Source organism: Dawidia cretensis (assembly GCF_018598175.1).
GTDB lineage: Bacteria > Bacteroidota > Bacteroidia > Cytophagales > Cyclobacteriaceae > Ohtaekwangia > Ohtaekwangia cretensis.
Window position 1 is genome coordinate 122,919 of sequence record NZ_JAHESE010000014.1, and the last position, 18,699, is coordinate 141,617.

Genomic DNA, 18,699 nt, shown 5'->3' on the forward strand with positions numbered 1-18,699 from the left:
TTTAAACATTACATGTATGAGACTTTGGCCTGTATATACAGTTTTGCTGATCCTAACCCTTCAGCAAACCACCATGGGACAGTCGGCAGGGGATTACCGCACGACGGGTTCCGGAAACTGGAATACTGCAGCTACCTGGCAACGGTACAACGGTACCAGCTGGCTGCCGGCTTCACCTCCGACCAATGCCTCCGGTATAATTACCCTACAGGCCGGACACACAGTGACGGTTCCCTCCGGCGCTACCGTTGCTGCCGATCAACTGATTGTCAATAGCACGCTGGTCATCGCGGCCGGTGGTCATTTGACGCTGGCACATGGCACCCTCGGTACCGACCTTACCGTCAGTCCCGGGGCACAGGTACAGGTGTCGGGTGTTTTCCAGCGAAACAACTTATCAACGATCGACAGCCAGAATGATGCTGCGCGCTTTTCGTTCCTGGCGGGCTCCGAGTATCGCCACGGCTACACGACCACCTTCGGCACGTTGCCCTATGCAACCTGGGCCACCACGTCAACAGTAGTCGTTCAAGGCTATACCAGCACGACGCCACTCACAGCCGACGCCAGTTGGAATCAGTCGATCGGGAACTTTATCTATAACTGTTCCGGCTCCAGGAGTACAGTAGACTATGCCAACAACCTGCGGACCATCCGGGGTAACTTCACGATGCAGCATACCGGTACCGGGATCCTGCAGCTGAGTACGAATCAGAACCAGGCCATTACCATCCAGGGCAATTTTACGGCTGTTGTAGGTCGCTTCGTTTTTGCCACCACGGGCAATGCCGCCATTGTGACGGTGCAGGGCAATTTTGCCTTCAACTCGGCCCATACCGCCGGCTCATACCTTACCTATACCGGAAACACCACACTGAACATTCACGGAGATTTCACCATGAATGCCACCAACAATGGCCGTCTTCACCTGGCCAACGCGGGCACAACGGGCGTGGCTACAGTAAACTTCTCCGGAAACTTTAATTTGATCGCCGGCCGCATCGACGAGCTGGGCGCCAATCCCACGCAGGCCACACTGCGGTTCGTGGGAAGCGGTCTGCGTACGTTCGCCAATACGGGCACGATCACCGGATACCTGAATTATTACATCAGTCCCACCACAGTGCTGAATGTAGGCACATCGCCGGTAATCAGCTCGTCGCCGGCCACATTCCGCCTGGCGGGCACGATCATCGTCGGTTCTTTGGATCCGAATGGAGCGATTCAAACCGTGAGTACGGCCGGGAATATTCGTACCAACAATACGTACCGCACATACCTGCCTGGTTCGCGCGTAGTGTATAGTGGTACAGGTCCTCAACACATGGGTAATGGCCAGCCTGCGGGCGCTGATGCCACCACCGTCATTGATAATCCAAATGGCGTAACACTTACTTCGAACGTCACAATCAATGGTGCACTCACATTAAACAGCGGAAGCCTGGACCTGAGCAACCACCTGCTGACAATGAATGGCACGATAGCCAGTACAGGCGGGGGACTCGCGGGTACTGCTTTGTCAAAGCTAACCATCGGGGGAACGACAGGCGGCTCGGCAGGTACCCTGGTATTTACGCCTTCTGCTGCACACGTAGGCATTCTGACGCTGAACCGCACAGGAGTGGACGCCGGCGTGACCTTGAACAGTACGCTCCAGGTGGATTCGTTATTCAACCTGACCAACGGTGTCTTTACAAATACTTCCGGTCTGACAATGCGTAACCACGCGACCATCTACCGCGACAACACCGCCTCGTTAGTCGGTGTGTCACCGGTTGTCACCGGCACTTACAACGTATATTACCGCACAGTGACGCCGGCATCCGGGCCATTTGTGCCCATGGAGACCGGTCTTGAGCTTCCTACCGATGCTACCGCCCTGGGCGACTTGACGGTCAGACCGGCACGCGATCAAAACAGTGTGCAACTGGACAAATCGATTACCATCAATGGTACGCTTGCTGTTACCCGCGGCACGCTGCTGTCAGGCGCATTTACGATCACCATGAAAGGCTCCAGCTGGTTGCTGGATAACACCGGTCAATTTGCACCGGGCACCGGCACGGTGATCTTCGACGGAAACACGGTGGCATCAGGTGCCATCAGTCCGACGTTTAACAACATCCAGTTGAATACAGCCAGGTCCCTGACCCTTACGCGCAACGCGACTGTTACGGGTGACATCACTTTCCAACCCGGCGCTACGTTTGACCAGGGCACGACCACAGTGATCCTGGGAGGAAGCAACGCGCAGACGATATCAGCGGGTGGTGTACCGATCTCCAACATCAACATTGCCAAAACCGGCGGGGCGGGTGTACAACTTAGCTCCACGCTAAACCTGACAGGCCTGCTCCAATTTGTAAGCCCTTCGGCCAACGAGACTCTAGCCTCCAATGGCCATCTGGTGGTACGTTCGACCTCCGACGCGGCAGATGCTACCGGACAAGGTGCCATTTACCGGTTAGCCAGTGGCAATACTGTTTCCGGCGACGTGACCGTGGAGCGGTACATGAGTCCCGAGGGACGTATCTACCGCTATCTTTCCAGCCCGGTGACCAATGCCACCGTCGCGCAGTGGATGGACGATTTCCCGATTACCGGCAGGTTTAGAGATCCCAGCCCGCAGCAGACGATTTGCGGCGAGGTGGTTCGTACCACCACGGCATCCATGTTCTATTACAATGAAGCCGCCACAGGCGATACACAAGCCGGGTATGTGGCGTATCCGGTAGCCGGTGCCTTTAGCACCAACAGCCCGTTGCAGGTCGGCGTCGGCTATTCTGCTTATATTCGGGAGTGCACGAATCCGACAGTGGTGGACGTCACAGGCCCGATCAACCAGGGGATAATTACCTTTCCTGTAACCTACACGGCGACCCCCAATACCGATGCCAACGGCTGGAACCTGGTGGGCAACCCCTATCCCGCCACCATCGACTGGGACGTCACCGGCTGGACACGCACGCGCATGTCCATTATCATTTCGATCATGGACAATGGCACGGGCATGATGCGCTACTATGAACCCGGCGTGACCAACGATATTCCCAGCGGGCGAATTGCCCCTGGCCAGGCATTCTTTGTACGCGCGACCAGCGCCAATCCGGTGTTGCGCCTGCAAGAGATCGTGAAGGTGACAAACACGGTTGAGTTCTTCCGCGAACGGGCACCGATCGAAATCCCTTCGTTCTCGCTGACCCTGTCAGACGGTTCACAGTATGATGCTGCCTATGTCAAGCTGGTAGCAGAAGCATTGCCGGGTTTCGACAGCCTGGATGCACCCAAGCTCTATAATCCTACGTTCAGCTTTTCAACCCTGGCCACGGACAATCGGGCCATGGCGATCAATGCGATAAGCGGTCTGCACTGCAACGACTCGTTCCCATTGGAAATGAAGGACGCGACAGCAGGCAGCTACACCATTACCCTGAATACCAAAGTGATCAGTGGTTACCAATTCTTATTGACCGACCACTACCTTGGCAAGACGGTAGCCCTGAAAGGCAATATCTACGCATTCACTATCGACGAGAAGGAAGGTTCCAAAGATCCGCACCGCTTTAGCGTAACCGTGGCAGACGACGTCCTGGCCGGAATGTCTGTTTCCGCCCCGGCAGTGGTAGACAATGCCACGACGGCCTACACCGTGAACGTGGCCGGAACATCGACCGATGTATCCTATACCCTGGTAAACACGGCAGGAACACTTATTGCAGGTCCGGTACAAGGTAACGGCCGGGAAATTGCCTTCGCTCTTCCGGCTAACGCTTTACAGGATGGCACAAATAAGCTGACAGTTAGCGCATTGGGTGGTTGTTCACCGGTTGCGTTGAGCACGTCGGTCATGGTCGAAAAGGCACTGCTGGGATGGGGGGTTGAGGAAAACGGTGGCGTTTTGGTGAAAGCCTACCCAAATCCGGTAGGAGATCAGCTGACATTGGAAGTAACCGATACAGACGTAAAGGGCATTCAATTCACGACGGCCATGGGCCAGGTTGTTTCAGACGTGCCGGTCGTACCCGGCCAGGCAATCTACACGGTGGATGTCAGCGCCCTGCGCAGCGGCCTGTATTTAATGATAGTAGACAAAAAAACGATTAAGAAGAGCTATCGCTTGATTAAGAAATAATTCATGAATTTTGTGAAAAAGGTCCTCTCTGTTATAATTTTCCTCCTTCTTGTAGTCTGCGCTACGCCGGACGTATTCGGTCAGCCGGGAAACCCCGGGGGCGACCCCGATAAGGTTCCCATTACCGGGCTTGAATACTTACTGGTGTCGGGCGGCATACTGGGAGGGTATAAGCTTTTTAAAAAGCGACCCAGGAAAGAGTAGTCACCTAATAAAACGAGTTTTTTGATTAGAATCATTAACAGGCTTACGGTTTTACCGCGCTATATCGTTATCCTGATCGATCAGTTTCTGATCCTTTTTTCAGTTTCGCTAGCCTTTCTGTTGCGGTTTAACTTCGATACGACAATCGTATTGGAGTATAATCCTTTCCCCGGAATTCTCGTCTTTTTGCTGGCCTCCTTGTTCTCTACGTTTATGACGAAGAGCTACGCCGGCATAGTCCGGTATACGGGCATCCAGGACGGTCTGCGCATCGTGCGCACCGAGCTCCTGAGCATGGTCCTGATCGTACTGATCAATTTGATCTATCACTACAATGCCGGACGGAATATCATTCCCTTCTCCGTCGTTTTTATCTCGTTCTTTATATCCTCGCTGCTATTGTACCAATACCGCCTGATGGTAAAGAACGTATTTACGTTCTATAAGGGCGGGCATCGATCCAAGGTGCCGGTCATCGTGTTTGGCGCCGGTGTAGCAGGTTTTCTGACCAAGCAGGCGCTCGAGTCTGATATGACCTCGCAGTACAAGTTGGTGGCTTTTATCGACGACGACCCGAAGAAAAACGGCAAGGACATCAATGGCATCAAAATCTACAGCGTCGACAAACTCGGCGAGCTGGCCGCAAAGTTCAAGGCTAAGAAGTTGATCATCGCCATCAAGCGGCTGTCGATCGACCGTAAGAACGAGATCGTGGACGAAGCGCTCAACCACCAGTTGCGGGTGAGTTACGTAACGTCGTTCGAGAAGTGGATCCGCAACAACTTCGACGTGAAGGAGATTCGCGATGTCAATATTGAAGATCTGCTGGGCCGCGAAGTGATCCGGTTGAACAACAGCGCGATCGAAGCCGATCTGACAGGCAAAGTCATTTGCATCACCGGGGCCGCAGGCTCGATCGGTTCGGAACTCGCCCGTCAGGCACTCAGCTTCAAGCCGCAGAAACTGATCCTCATCGACCAGGCCGAGTCGCCTCTATATGAAATTGAGCGCGAGCTGGCCAGCAAGAGCCTGCAAACGAACATTGTCGTGTTTGTAGCGGACGTCTGCAACAAGGTGCGCATGCATCGCATCTTTAGCGAGAACCGCCCACAAATACTCTTCCACGCAGCAGCGTATAAGCACGTGCCGCTGATGGAGAGCAATCCCTCGGAGGCTGTGTCGGTCAATATCTTCGGTACGCGCCAACTGGCAGACCTGGCCGTAGAGTTCAAATTGCAGAAGTTTGTCATGATCTCAACGGACAAGGCGGTGAATCCCACCAACGTCATGGGCTGCACCAAGCGCATTGCCGAGATCTACGTACAGTCGCTGGACCGCCACCTCGAGCTGTTGGGTAAAGCGAGCAAGACCTCTTTTGTGACAACACGTTTTGGCAACGTGTTAGGCTCGAATGGCTCCGTAATTCCAATCTTTAAAGAACAGATCCAGAAGGGAGGACCGCTGACGGTGACACACCCTGACATTACACGTTACTTCATGACCATACCCGAAGCTTGCGAGCTGGTGATCGAAGCCGGCGTAATGGGGCAGGGGGGGGAGATCTTTATTTTCGACATGGGTAAGCCCATGAAGATTTATGACCTGGCTAAGAAGATGGTGATGCTGTCGGGTAAGGAGCTCAATAAGGACATTGAAATTGTCTTTACCGGTTTACGCGACGGTGAGAAGCTCTATGAAGAGCTGCTGAACGACAAAGAGAATACCATTCTAACGCACCATGAGAAGATCATGAAGGCGAAGGTATCAGAATATCAATACGATGAGATCTGTCGTAACCTCGACCTGCTCGAGGACTTCATCCACGACCGCAATGAACACAAGATGGTGACATTGATGAAAGAGATCGTGCCGGAGTATAAGAGCAATTACTCACGCTTCCAGGTACTGGACGTCGCACCGTAACAAATCACAAATCCTTTTAGCACAAGAGCGCACAGTGCGCTGGCAAGTCTTAGCCCCGTCTGTTTACACCGGCTTGTCGGGGCTTGTGCCCAGTATGGGGGGCCTCCCGATTCCCCAGCGGTACCGTCGTAACCTGGGCAACCATAAACAACCATGGTTACGCCGACCAACTCCTAATGCCCGGCGTGAACACTCGCGCCTAGCGTAAAACAAAAAACACCGGGCTATAAACCCGGTGTCCGTTTGTTTTATATTGGATAGCGCTGTATTATCGACGCTTGTAATACCCTTTACGTTTCCGGTTATACAGCTTTCTATTAGACCCATTGAATATCTCCTGGGGTAGATAGTATTGCAATGTAACGGAGCCGATAAAATAATTGTCGTTCTTTTCCGGGTTGCCACGGACGCCGATTTCTGTGGGGCGACTTGGCTGTGTGCCGATCTCGACGCGGCGGTCGGAGAGGGCCCTGGCGATGTCGCTCTTCAAGGTAGCGCCATCAGGGTAGCGCCGGATGCTGATGTCGTCGAGGTGATCGGTGAAAGTGGCACGATAACCGCCTTCGACCAAAATATTAAAGAACGGGTCGAGCTTGATCCGTGCGCCAAAGCCCATTGGCACTACCGGTACGAAACGGCTATAGCTGGAGCCTTCTGTCTGCAGGGGTTGCAGTGCATACTTCTTGCCCTGATATTCAGCCTTGGGATTAAAGTAGAGCGCACCGACACCGATGAAGCCATAGAAGTTCAGCTTGGAGCGCTGATAGAACCGGGCGCCTATCGGCATCAGGTTTACGACGCCCACCACGGACAGTTCGATGTTGCCGGAAGTGAATGATAGGTTGCGTTCCTGGCGATCGTCGTTGGCCTTGGCGTCGGAGCCTGAGATCTGGAACCAGGTCAGGGAGGCGCGTGTGCTGATACGATCGGTCAGGTAATATTCACCACTCACGGCTATATTAGGTTTTAACCGGCCAGTTTCACCGGGGTTCACCAATTCACCGTAGTAGTTTGCAGTACCGGAACCTAATCCAACGAGTAGGTTCCGGTTCTTTCGGATGGCATAGAAACTCTGAGCCTCTGCGACTACAGGCAGTAGGATAGCAATAAACGAAATTGTGAAAAACCTTTTCATCAACAAGGGCCGGTCAAATTTTTCCTCAATATAGGCAATTCTCAAATAACTCGCCGGAGTAAATAATTTGCTAGGCTAGAACCTCTTTTACGCGCTGTGCTGCATCTTTCAGCACGATCGCGGAGAACACTTTCAGGCCTGATTGTTCAATGATCTTCGCACCTTCCTCCGCGTTTGTTCCTTGCAGACGGACAATGATCGGTACTTTGATGTCGCCGATCTTTTTGTATGCTTCTACCACGCCGTTAGCAACGCGATCGCAGCGTACAATACCGCCAAAGATATTGATCAAAATGGCTTTTACGTTCGGGTCTTTCAGGATGATCCGGAAACCAGCTTCTACTGTTTCTGCGTTTGCTCCACCTCCCACGTCGAGGAAGTTAGCAGGCTCGCCACCTGAAATTTTAATAATGTCCATGGTGGCCATGGCCAGACCGGCACCGTTTACCATACAGCCTACGTTACCGTCGAGCTTTACATAGTTCAGGCCGGCTTTACCAGCTTCTACTTCCAGCGGATCTTCTTCGGTAATGTCGCGCAGCTCAGCCAGGTCTTTGTGGCGATAAAGAGCGTTGTCGTCCAAATTTACTTTAGCGTCCACGGCCAGGATCTTGCCGTCAGAAGTTCTCAGCACTGGGTTGATCTCGAACATTGCGGCGTCGAGGCCGAGGTATGCATTGTACAGAGAGTGAATGAATTTTACACCCTCTTTGAAGGCGTTGCCTTCCCAGCCCAAAGCGAACGCTACTTTGCGTGCCTGAAAGGGTTGGAGACCCAACAGGGGATCGATCCACTCTTTAATGATCTTTTCCGGATGGGTTTCGGCCACCTCTTCGATGTTCATACCGCCTTCGGTAGAGGCCATGATCACCGGGCATCCTTTCGAGCGGTCGAGCAGGATGCTCATATAATATTCTTTCGGCTCAAGATCACCGGGATAGTATACATCTTCGGCAATGAGCACTTTGTTTACTTTCTTTCCTTCGGGACCGGTCTGGATCGTTACCAGTGTACCGCCCAGAATGGCTTTTACTTTATCGGCTACTTCGCCCAGCCCTTTGGCCAGTACAACGCCTCTCGAGCCTGTTTCTTTCACGGTACCTTTACCCCGGCCGCCAGCATGGATCTGAGACTTTACCACAAACCATTTTGTGCCCGTTTCTGCCTGCAATTCTTTGGCAGCCTGGGTGGCACTATCCGGCGTGTCGGCAACAATGCCTCGTTGAACGGCTACACCATATTTCTTGAGAATCTCTTTGCCCTGGTACTCGTGTATGTTCATGAATTTTTTGTTTTGGGCGAAACTAGTTTATTTACCGCTTTATTTCAAGGAAACAGAGGAAATCACACATGCTCAAAGCCACACAACTCGAAAAATCGTATGGGCGGTTAAAAGTATTGAAAGGCGTCGACCTGGACGTCCGCCGCGGAGAAATAGTGGCTATCGTCGGAGCCTCTGGCGCAGGGAAAAGCACCCTGCTGCACATCCTGGGCACGCTCGACACACCCGACAAAGGGCAGCTGACCATTCACGATCAAAACATCTTTTCAATGTCTTCCCGTCCCTTGGCGGCCTTCCGCAACAAGTCTATCGGCTTTGTTTTCCAGTTTCATAACCTGCTACCCGAGTTTTCGGCATTGGAGAACGTGTCCATTCCGGCGCTGATCCGCAACCCGGCCGATGAGGCAGCCATCAAAACCCGCGCAACCGAGTTGCTGACGATGCTGGGGGTAGGCGATCGGGCCCACCACAAGCCTTCGGAGCTTTCGGGCGGAGAGCAGCAGCGCACGGCCGTGGCCCGGGCGTTGATCAATGCGCCGGATATTATTCTGGCGGACGAGCCCAGCGGTAATTTGGATTCCAAGAATGCCCTGGAGCTTCATAAACTCTTTTTTCAGCTCCGCGACCAGATGCGCCAAACCTTTATCATCGTGACCCACAATGAAGAGCTTTCAAAGATGGCAGATCGGCGGATTGAGCTGAAGGATGGGGTTGTTGTCGGGCATTAAGCGGACATGTCTCAGTGTTGAGTCAGTGTATAGCCAGAGTATAGTCAGATATGTCTCAGTGCTTAAAGCACTGGGAAAAGACCGGGATACCCACGCGAAGTATTGGTAGGAAGAGGGAACAAAAGTGGCCAAAAGGGGGGATCAGCTAGAGTTAAGCTAGTCTTGAGCTAGTGTTCTGCTAGAGATAAGCTAGTCCTAAAAGGACTAGCACGACACACGGTCAGCTCGCAGTTTAGTGGACACTAAACCTATAGGCGTCCCGATTTTAATGATGCGAGAGCGTTTCTTCGACGGTGTCCTCCACTTCCATAAGGAGGCTTTCATCGCTGATGCGGCAGAGGTTTACGCGGCGGAGCTCGTTGACGAGTACGGGGTCATACTTGGCAACTACGCGGACGTAGTTTTCAGTGAAGCCGTGCATCATGCCGTTTTCGATGTCGTGCTCAAACAAGACCGTGGCTTCGCGGCCGATGTTTTGTTCGTAGAACTTACGGCGCTTTTTATCGGAAAGGATGTGAAGCATCTTCGAGCGGTCGGCACGTTGGCTGCCAGGCACCGGGTTGGGCATTTCGGCCGCAGGGGTATTCTCGCGCTCGGAGTAGGTGAAGACGTGCAGGTAGGAGATGTCGAGGTCGTTCAGGAAACGGTAGGTTTCCAGGAAGTCCTCCTGGGTCTCGCCGGGGAAGCCAACAATCACATCCACACCGATACACGCATGGGGCATCAGCTCACGGATCCTGGCCACGCGCTCTACATAGAGCTCGCGTTGGTAGCGACGGCGCATGAGGCGCAGGATCTTATTGGATCCCGACTGCAGAGGAATATGAAAATGCGGCACAAACCGCTGCGACCCGGCCACGAAGGAGATGATCTCGTCGGTGAGCAGGTTGGGTTCGATGGAAGAAATGCGGAAACGGTCGATGCCTTCTACCTGGTCGAGTGCGTGGGCCAGGTCGATAAAGCGTTCTACGCGGATACCGTTCTGCAAGCCAAAGTCGCCGGTATTGACGCCTGTCAGTACGACTTCGCGTACATCGGTGGCGGCGATCTCGCGGGCGGTCTTCAGAATGTTTTCGATACTGTCGCTGCGGCTGTTGCCACGAGCGAGGGGGATGGTGCAGAAGGTGCACGAATAGTCGCAGCCGTCCTGTACTTTCAGGAACGTGCGTGTGCGGTCGTGCATGGAATATGACGTGTTGAACGTGTCGGCCTGCGCAATGTCGGAGGCATAGATGGTGGCGTGCGGCGGACGCACAAAGCCGTCCAGCAGTTCTACCAGGCGGAACTTCTCGGCAGCCCCGAGTACAGCGTCCACGCCGGGGATCTCGGAGATCTCTTTTGGCTTCAGCTGCGCGTAGCAGCCGATAATCGCCACGTACGCATCAGGCGAAATGCCGCGGGCTTCGCGTACGATCTTGTGGCATTTCTTGTCGGCGTTCTCGGTTACGGAACAGGTATTGATAATGAAGATATCGGGGAAATCCGTAAAGTCGACCTTCTTATAGCCCTTTTGCTCGAACATGCGCGAGATCGTAGAGGTCTCCGAATAGTTGAGCTTGCAGCCAAGCGTATAAAAAGCGACTTTTTTCATGATCAGACCACAAAGATAAAAAACAGCGTGAGTGTGAGCATGAGCACAAGGAAAAAAACAGAGCGAGTACGTTCGCTCGCGCGCGCATACTCGCTCTATCTTTGCACTCAGCTATTCCCTAGATCGTCTTCAAATATGCTTCAATCGCGGCAATACGCTCATCCAGGGCTTTGTTTACCGCAGGAAAGTCGGCGGTGGAGGCCAGCGGTGCATTCACTGCCATATAGAATTTGATCTTGGGTTCTGTGCCCGAAGGGCGTACCGATACTTTGGTGCCGTTCTCCAGGTAGAATTGCAATACATCCGATTGCGGAAAATCAAGCGTTGTTTCTTTGCCCGTCAATAGATCCTTCTCTTTCAGGATCTTATAGTCCAGCAACCGAACCACACGGCTACCCGTGATCTCGACAGGCGGGTTGCTGCGGAATTTCTCCATCATGGCCTTGATCTCTTGCTCGCCTTGCTGGCCTTTTTTGGTGACGTTCAGCAGCGCCTCTTTATAAAAGCCAAACTCGACATACATGTCGATCAGCCAATCGTACAGCGACTTGCCCTGGTCGGTGGCGCTGGCGGCCATCGCGGCAAAGAAGGCACAGGCGGAGACTGCATCTTTATCGCGCACGAAGTCGCCGGCCATGTAGCCGTAGCTTTCTTCGCCGGCGGCGACGAAGGTCTTTTTACCTTCCAGCTTGCCCATCAGCTCGGCAATGTATTTAAAGCCGGTCAGGGTGTTATAACATTCCACGCCCAGCTTGGCAGCCATGGCGTCGACCAGCTCGGAGGTTACGATGGTCTTGGCGATGTAAGTGTTCCTGGTTTCCTTAAGGTTCTTCAGGATGAAGTACATCATCAGGCTAAAGGCCTGATTGCCATTCAATAAAATGAACTCGCCATCGGCTTTGCGTACGCCGATGCCTACGCGGTCGGTATCCGGGTCGGTGGCCATCACCATGGTGGCGCCGACGGCCTTGCCTTTTTGGATGACCATTTCCATGGCCGATTGTTCTTCGGGGTTCGGCGATTTAACAGTCGGGAAGTCGCCATCGGGCTCATCTTGTTCAGCGACCACGTGCAGATTGGTGAAGCCGATCTCCTGGAGTGTGGCGGGCACCATGGTGATGCCGGCGCCGTGCAGGCTTGAATAGACCAGGGGAATATCCTTGTGTTTGGCGATGATGTCGTGGTTGGGAATGATCTTCCTAACTTCCTCAAAGTAAGCTTTTTCAACCTCTTCACCGATCGTGTGGATATTGGCCAGCACAGGCTTGAACTTTACCTGCTCGAACGAAGTGATGGCATTTACTTCTTTGATGATATTTACATCGTGCGGAGGAACGACCTGGGCGCCGCCGGTCCAGTAGGCTTTGTAGCCATTGTATTCTTTGGGGTTGTGAGAAGCGGTGATTACCACGCCCGAGTCGCACTGCAGGTAGCGCATGGCGAAGGAAAGGAGGGGAGTGGGGCGGAGGTTTTCGAACATATACACCTGCATGCCGTTGGCGGAGAATACGCCGGCCACTACGTCGGCAAAGAACTCGCTGTTGTTACGGCTGTCATAAGCAATAGCCACCTTGGTGGCTTTGCCGGGAAAGGTCTTGTTGAGGTAGTTAGCCAGGCCCTGGGTGGCAACGCCCACGGTATATTTGTTCATGCAGTTGGAGCCGGCGCCCATGACGCCACGCAATCCACCGGTACCAAATTCAAGGTCTTTGTAGAAGTTGTCGATGAGCTCTTTAGAATCTGGTTTTGCCAGGAGTGCTTTAACTTCTGCTTTGGTTTCCTGATCAATGGCCGGGCTGTCGAGCCAGGTTTGCGCTTTTGACTTTACGTCGTCGAGGAGTTGTGACATAGGGATTTTTACCGGGGCGTTTAAAAATAAACAGGGCAAATGTATTACAAGTTTGCAGGGTGATCCTAGCGTGCCGGGTAATTTTTGCGTGTGGTTTATCGGTTGGCAAGGTGTTAAAAAATGGTGCCAGTGCGTATCCCGCGAAGGGGGCCTTCGCTCGCCTCATCACCAGGGTAGAGGACTGGCGACAGGGGCCAGATAGGGAGGAACTCAGGATATATAATAGTATTGACATACTATTGAAATAGAATTGTAATTGCTCTTTAGAGCTATAAAACACCTATTTCAGAACATCCTCATAGCAAAACCGACCCGGGTCCAAGCTCCATGCCGGCCAGGTGCGAAGGCTAATTAATGTTACTTTTAAACTTTATTAATTGCGCTTAAGTTACTTGTAATCAAATTGTTATACTATTCTAGTAAAGTAATAATTCATATTACTCTTCCAACCTCCGCCTTTTTCATTCTCTTTTCCAAATCCTTGAAGTTTGGGCAAAACTCTTACTTTTGCAGCCTAATTTTCGAATTTATGGCTTTGAAGTTGTTTCGTGCGGTTTGGTTTCTGTCGGCGCTGGTGGTATTGGCGGATCTGTTATATGTCTATGCCAGCTTGCCCGAGACGGTGGCCATTCAGGAAGCTGAAGGGGCACACGTGCAGCTCGACCGCGAGGTGCTGTTTTATGTGATGCTGGTGTTGATTGCCGTTTGCAACGTCCTGGTGTACGTCATCAGCCGGCTGTATCCCGCGCAGGAGACGCTCCGGGCATGGTTCCACGGCCTCGTGATTACATTGAATATCTTCTTTATTGTAGCCTTAAGCCTGGTGAACCTGTTCAACAGCCAGGAACGATTTGATTACAGCCGTATCGGGTTTGTTATTTATGGTAGTGTGGGCTTAGTGGTACTATGGGCCCTAAGTTGGCCTGTAATCAGAATTTTTGGTCTTTCAAGACCAAAATGATCAATTTATTTAAAGAGTGTTAATGTATTGTTAATCAATTATTTGAATTCGTGTAGTTTACTTAATGATGTAATTGAAAATTAAGTGTGGTCCTTGAAGTAAAGACGAAATTCACTTTATTGTCCGCCAATAATTATTACATGATTTTTTAAACTGTGGGGGTTCGATTGATTTTTTAATCTGTTCCTTACAACATAATCCTTATGGGTATATGAGCAAAACGGAGAAAGATTCTTCTGGTTTATCGTATGACGAGTCCAGTATCAAGTCGCTGGACTGGCGCGAGCATATACGGTTACGGCCGGGTATGTATATTGGTAAGCTGGGTGATGGCTCGGCAAAGGACGACGGTATTTACGTGCTGGTGAAGGAGGTTGTAGACAACTCGATCGACGAGCACATGATGGGCCATGGTAAGGTCATCGATGTGGTCATTACCGAATCGCGTGTAACTGTGCGCGACTATGGCCGGGGTATTCCACTGGGGAAGGTCGTGGACGTAGTGTCGAAGATCAACACCGGTGCCAAGTACGACTCGGGAGCTTTCCAAAAATCGGTGGGGTTGAACGGCGTGGGTACCAAGGCGGTGAACGCGTTGTCAAACTACTTTAAAGTGCAGGCCATTCGCGACGGGCAAACCAAATACGCCGAGTTCAAAAAAGGGGTGTTGGTGACCGACGGCAAGATGACCAAGACGGACGACAAGAACGGCACCTATGTGGAGTTCGAGCCGGACAACGCCATGTTCAAAAACTATCACTTTATTCCAGAGTACCTGGATGACCTGATGTGGAACTATGCGTTCCTGAACGCGGGCCTGACCATTAATTATAACGGACAGAAATTCTTTTCCAAGGATGGCCTGCTCGACCTGCTTAAGCAGAAGTCCGATGCAGAAGATCTGCGCTATCCCATCATCCACTTCAAGGGCAACGACATCGAGGTGGCGCTGGCCCACGGCAACCAATACGGCGAAGAGTACTACTCGTTCGTCAACGGTCAGAACACTACGCAGGGGGGAACCCACCTGGCGGCCTTCCGCGAGGGGGTGATCCGCGGGGTGCGCGACTTCTTTAAAAAAGATTTTGACGCGTCCGACATCCGGGCGTCTATCATCGGCGCGATTGCCGTGCGCGTACAGGAGCCGGTGTTCGAGTCGCAGACCAAAACCAAGCTCGGCTCTACCAACATGGCGCCGGACGGGGTGACGGTGAAGAGCTTTGTGGGCGATTTCGTGGCCAAGGAGCTGGAAATCTACCTGCATAAAAATGCGACCGTGGCGGATGCGTTACAGAAACGCATTTTGCAGTCGGAGCGTGAGCGCAAGGACATTGCCGGTATCAAAAAACTGGCCAACGAGCGGGCGAAGAAAGCCAACCTGCACAACCGGAAGCTGCGCGACTGTCGTTTCCACCTGGGCGATAAGAATCCCCGCAACGCAGAAAGCATGATCTTCATCACCGAGGGTGACTCGGCCAGCGGGTCGATCACCAAATCGCGCGATGTGGAAACACAAGCCGTATTTAGCTTACGCGGTAAGCCCCTCAACTCGTATGGCCTGACCAAAAAGGTGGTATACGAGAACGAGGAGTTCAACCTGCTGCAGCACGCGCTCAACATAGAAGACGGCCTGGACGGCCTGCGCTACAGCCGGGTGATCATCGCGACGGATGCCGACGTAGACGGCATGCACATCCGCCTGCTGTTGATGACCTTCTTCCTGCAGTTCTTCCCCGACCTGGTAAAGGCGGGGCACGTGTTTGTGCTGGAGACGCCACTGTTCCGCGTTCGTAATAAGAAAGAGACGATCTACTGCTACAGTGACGAAGAGCGCGCAGCAGCCATCAATAAGCTGGGCTCGAAACCCGAGATTACCCGCTTCAAAGGATTGGGTGAGATCTCGCCGGACGAGTTTGGAGCGTTTATCGGTGACAATATCCGGCTGCAGCCCGTGTTGCTGCACAAGGACAGCCACCTGCAAAAGATCCTCGAGTTCTACATGGGCAAAAACACCATGACCCGCCAGGAGTTCATCATTGATAACCTGCGCATTGAGCTGGACAGAGTAGAAGCAAAAGATAAAGATGTAATAACGGAAGAGGTAGCGGAAGAAATCTAATACCCTAATCGCAAGACGAACGACCTTATGAGTAAAAAGCAACATCCGGAGGACGACAAATCAAAACTGGTGCCGCATACGCCGGGCAGTGGTGAGGGAGGGGGCGACGATGTCGTTCACTCAATAGCCATTGACGGGCTTTATCAAAGCTGGTTTCTGGATTATGCCTCGTATGTTATTCTGGAGCGCGCGGTGCCGCGGATTGAAGACGGCTTCAAGCCCGTGCAGCGCCGTATCATGCACTCCCTGAAAGAGATGGACGACGGCCGCTTCAACAAAGTGGCGAACGTGATCGGTAATACGATGCAGTTTCACCCGCACGGGGATGCATCTATCGGAGAGGCTATTGTTAACATTGGCCAGAAAGACCTGCTGATCGAAACGCAGGGTAACTGGGGGGATGTACGCACCGGCGACAGCGCCGCGGCACCCCGCTATATTGAAGCACGGTTGTCTAAGTTTGCCCTGGACGTCGTGTATAACCCGCAGACCACCACGTGGCAGCAGTCGTACGATGGTCGTAAGAGAGAGCCCGTGACGCTGCCGGTGAAATTCCCGTTGCTGCTGGCACAGGGGGTAGAAGGTATTGCCGTGGGTCTGTCGACCAAGATTCTGCCGCACAACTTCGTGGAGCTGATCAAGGCATCAGTCGATATTCTGAAGGGCCGGAATCCCAAGATCTTCCCCGACTTTCCGACAGGGGGCATTGCCGATTTTGCAGAATACAACCAGGGCTTACGGGGTGGCAAGATCAAGGTGCGTGCGCGCATCGAGATTCTCGACAAGAAGTCGCTGGTCATTCGCGATATACCCTTTGGCACGACCACAACCTCGCTGATGGAATCCATCGTGAAGGCGAGTGAGAAGGGGCAGATCAAGATCAAGCAAGTGATCGACAACACGGCCGCGACGGTTGAGATTCAGCTGCACCTGCAGCCGACGCAGTCGCCTGAGGTGGCGCTCGATGCGCTGTATGCCTTCACGGATTGCGAGATTTCGATCTCTCCGAACGCCTGCGTGATCATCGAAGACAAGCCCCACTTCATGGGGGTGAACGAGATCCTGAAGTATAACACCCAGCAGACGCTGGAGCTGTTGCGTCAGGAACTGGAGATTCGCAGGGCTGAGCTGATGGAGAAGATTCTCTTTTCATCACTGGAAAAGATATTCATTGAAAACCGCATCTACCGTAACATAGAAGAGGCGGAGAGCTGGGAAGAGGTGTTGGCGACGATCGACAAAGGTCTGAAGCCCCATAAGAAGAAATTCTACCGCGAGATCACGACGGAAGATATCGTGAAGCTGACGGAAATCCGCATCAAACGGATTTCACGCTTCGACGCGTTCAAAGCCGATGAGCTGCTGCGCGGTCTGGAAAAGGAGTTGAAAGAAACGGAGCATCATCTCAAGAATCTGACGGAATACGCCATTGCGTATTTCCAGCGCCTGTTGGAGAAGTATGGAAAAGGTCGCGAGCGCCGGACGGAGATCAAGAGCTTCCAATCGGTTACGGCGGTGGAAGTTATCGCCAACAACCAGAAGCTGTATGTCAACCGGGCCGATGGCTTTGTAGGCTACAGCCTAAAGAAAGATGAGTATATCTGCGACTGCTCGGAGCTGGACGACGTGATCGTGATCCGCAAAGACGGTAAAGCGAAGGTGTCGCGTATTCAGGAGAAGGCGTTCATGGGCAAAGACATTTTGTACGTGGGCATCTTTAAGAAGGGCGACGACCGCATGGTCTACAACGTGATCTATGCCGACGGCCGTGGCGGTAAGAGCTTTGCCAAGCGCTTTACGATACCGGGTGTGACCCGCGACAAGGAGTACGACCTGACACAAGGCAACGCTAACTCGAAGATTCTATATTTAAGTGTTAACCCCAACGGAGAGGCAGAAACGGTAGAAGTAAAACTTTCGCAGGCCAGCACGGCGCGGAAGAAAGTATTCAACTACGACTTTACCGAGCTGGAAGTAAAGAACCGGAGCTCAAAAGGGAACATCATTACGCCGTACCCGGTACGCAAGGTAGACTTCCTGAAAGCCGGTTCGTCTACGCTCAGCAAGCTGACATTGTGGTACGACCCCGAAGCAGGCCGTTTGAACAAGGAAAATCGCGGCAAGTACCTCGGCAAGTTTGAGCCCGAAGATCAGCTGATCACTTTCTCGCGTACGGGCACGTATAAAATCACGGGCTATGACCTGACCAACCGCTATGAGCCGGAGAAGACCTTGCGGGTGGAGAAGTTCGACCCTGCGCGTGTGTTCTCGGCCATCTATATAGACGGTGACACAAAGCTGCACATGGTGAAGCGGTTCTTGATCGAAACAAGTACACTCGACAAGGAGTTCTCGTTTATACCCGAGAATGGTGCGCGGTTGATCGCCGTGACCTCTTCGGAAGCGCCACTGATCGAGCTCGAGTTTATCAAGAGCAAAGACAAAGGCAAGGTGACCAAGAAGGTCAAGCTGGACGGTCTTGTCGAAGTAAAAGGCTGGAAAGCCCAGGGAGGGCGTCTTTCAGAGTATCGTGTAACGAAGGTGACCCTGATAGAGGAAGAAGAAACGGGACCGGAAGAAGGCGACAGCGACACCGAAGGCAATGAGGTGACTGACGCGGATCAGTCGCCAAAAAAAAAAGAGCAGCCAAGCCAACCGCCAGTCCAGCTCCCAAGTCAAAGCCGAAACCCAAGTCAAAGCCCGATCCAAAGCCAAAGCAGCGAAAGGGGGGAGCAAGCAAGCCTCTTCGGCCAGCCGGCAAAGCCCCAGCAAAGC

General features: G+C 52.7%; 11 protein-coding genes. 7 read left to right on the forward strand and 4 right to left on the reverse strand.

From position 1 onward, the window contains the following. Positions 1-16 precede the first annotated feature (16 nt). Genes KK062_RS15280 through KK062_RS15290 form a run of 3 tightly spaced genes read left to right on the forward strand, consistent with a single transcriptional unit; the run spans position 17 to position 6,259 of the window. Positions 17-4,132 carry a T9SS type A sorting domain-containing protein gene (locus KK062_RS15280; protein WP_254085186.1) on the forward strand — a complete coding sequence of 1,372 codons (4,116 nt, stop codon included), beginning with the start codon at positions 17-19 and terminating at the stop codon, positions 4,130-4,132. A 3-nt stretch (positions 4,133-4,135) separates the two neighbouring features. Beyond that, entirely contained in the window at positions 4,136-4,336 is a 201-nt protein-coding gene (locus KK062_RS15285) for a hypothetical protein (protein WP_254085187.1), read from the forward strand. Positions 4,337-4,357: 21 nt separating this feature from the next. Continuing rightward, a complete protein-coding gene (locus tag KK062_RS15290; protein WP_254085188.1) occupies positions 4,358-6,259 on the forward strand; it encodes a polysaccharide biosynthesis protein in 1,902 nt (633 codons plus the stop codon). 268 nt (positions 6,260-6,527) lie between these two features. Here the strand turns inward: KK062_RS15290 and KK062_RS15295 are convergent, their stop codons facing one another. Next, positions 6,528-7,394, reverse strand: coding sequence for a DUF6089 family protein (locus tag KK062_RS15295; RefSeq protein WP_254085189.1), 867 nt, complete (start codon positions 7,392-7,394; stop codon positions 6,528-6,530). A gap of 70 nt (positions 7,395-7,464) precedes the next feature. Beyond that, positions 7,465-8,676 (reverse strand): ADP-forming succinate--CoA ligase subunit beta, encoded by a 1,212-nt coding sequence (gene sucC / locus KK062_RS15300; RefSeq protein ID WP_254085190.1) that lies wholly within the window; start codon positions 8,674-8,676, stop codon positions 7,465-7,467. Positions 8,677-8,744: 68 nt separating this feature from the next. On the opposite strand from sucC, the gene KK062_RS15305 reads away from it, so the two are divergent. Beyond that, positions 8,745-9,404, forward strand: a complete 660-nt coding sequence (locus KK062_RS15305) for an ABC transporter ATP-binding protein (protein ID WP_254085191.1) — start codon at positions 8,745-8,747, stop codon at positions 9,402-9,404. 265 nt (positions 9,405-9,669) lie between these two features. Here the strand turns inward: KK062_RS15305 and mtaB are convergent, their stop codons facing one another. Then, on the reverse strand, positions 9,670-10,995 hold the full coding sequence (gene mtaB / locus KK062_RS15310; protein ID WP_254085192.1) for a tRNA (N(6)-L-threonylcarbamoyladenosine(37)-C(2))-methylthiotransferase MtaB: 1,326 nt from the start codon (positions 10,993-10,995) through the stop codon (positions 9,670-9,672). Between the two features lie 118 nt (positions 10,996-11,113). Then, complete coding sequence (locus KK062_RS15315; RefSeq protein WP_254085193.1) at positions 11,114-12,844, reverse strand: phospho-sugar mutase; 1,731 nt, start codon at positions 12,842-12,844, stop codon at positions 11,114-11,116. Between the two features lie 529 nt (positions 12,845-13,373). Here KK062_RS15315 and KK062_RS15320 point away from each other — a divergent pair. The 3 genes from KK062_RS15320 to KK062_RS15330 all read left to right on the forward strand — a co-directional run. Further along, positions 13,374-13,805, forward strand: coding sequence for a hypothetical protein (locus tag KK062_RS15320; RefSeq protein WP_254085194.1), 432 nt, complete (start codon positions 13,374-13,376; stop codon positions 13,803-13,805). Between the two features lie 211 nt (positions 13,806-14,016). Continuing rightward, positions 14,017-15,924, forward strand: coding sequence for a DNA topoisomerase IV subunit B (locus KK062_RS15325; protein WP_254085195.1), 1,908 nt, complete (start codon positions 14,017-14,019; stop codon positions 15,922-15,924). A 27-nt stretch (positions 15,925-15,951) separates the two neighbouring features. Continuing rightward, positions 15,952-18,699, forward strand: a 2,748-nt coding sequence (locus KK062_RS15330; RefSeq protein ID WP_254085196.1) for a DNA gyrase/topoisomerase IV subunit A, incomplete at its 3' end; no start/stop codon positions are given.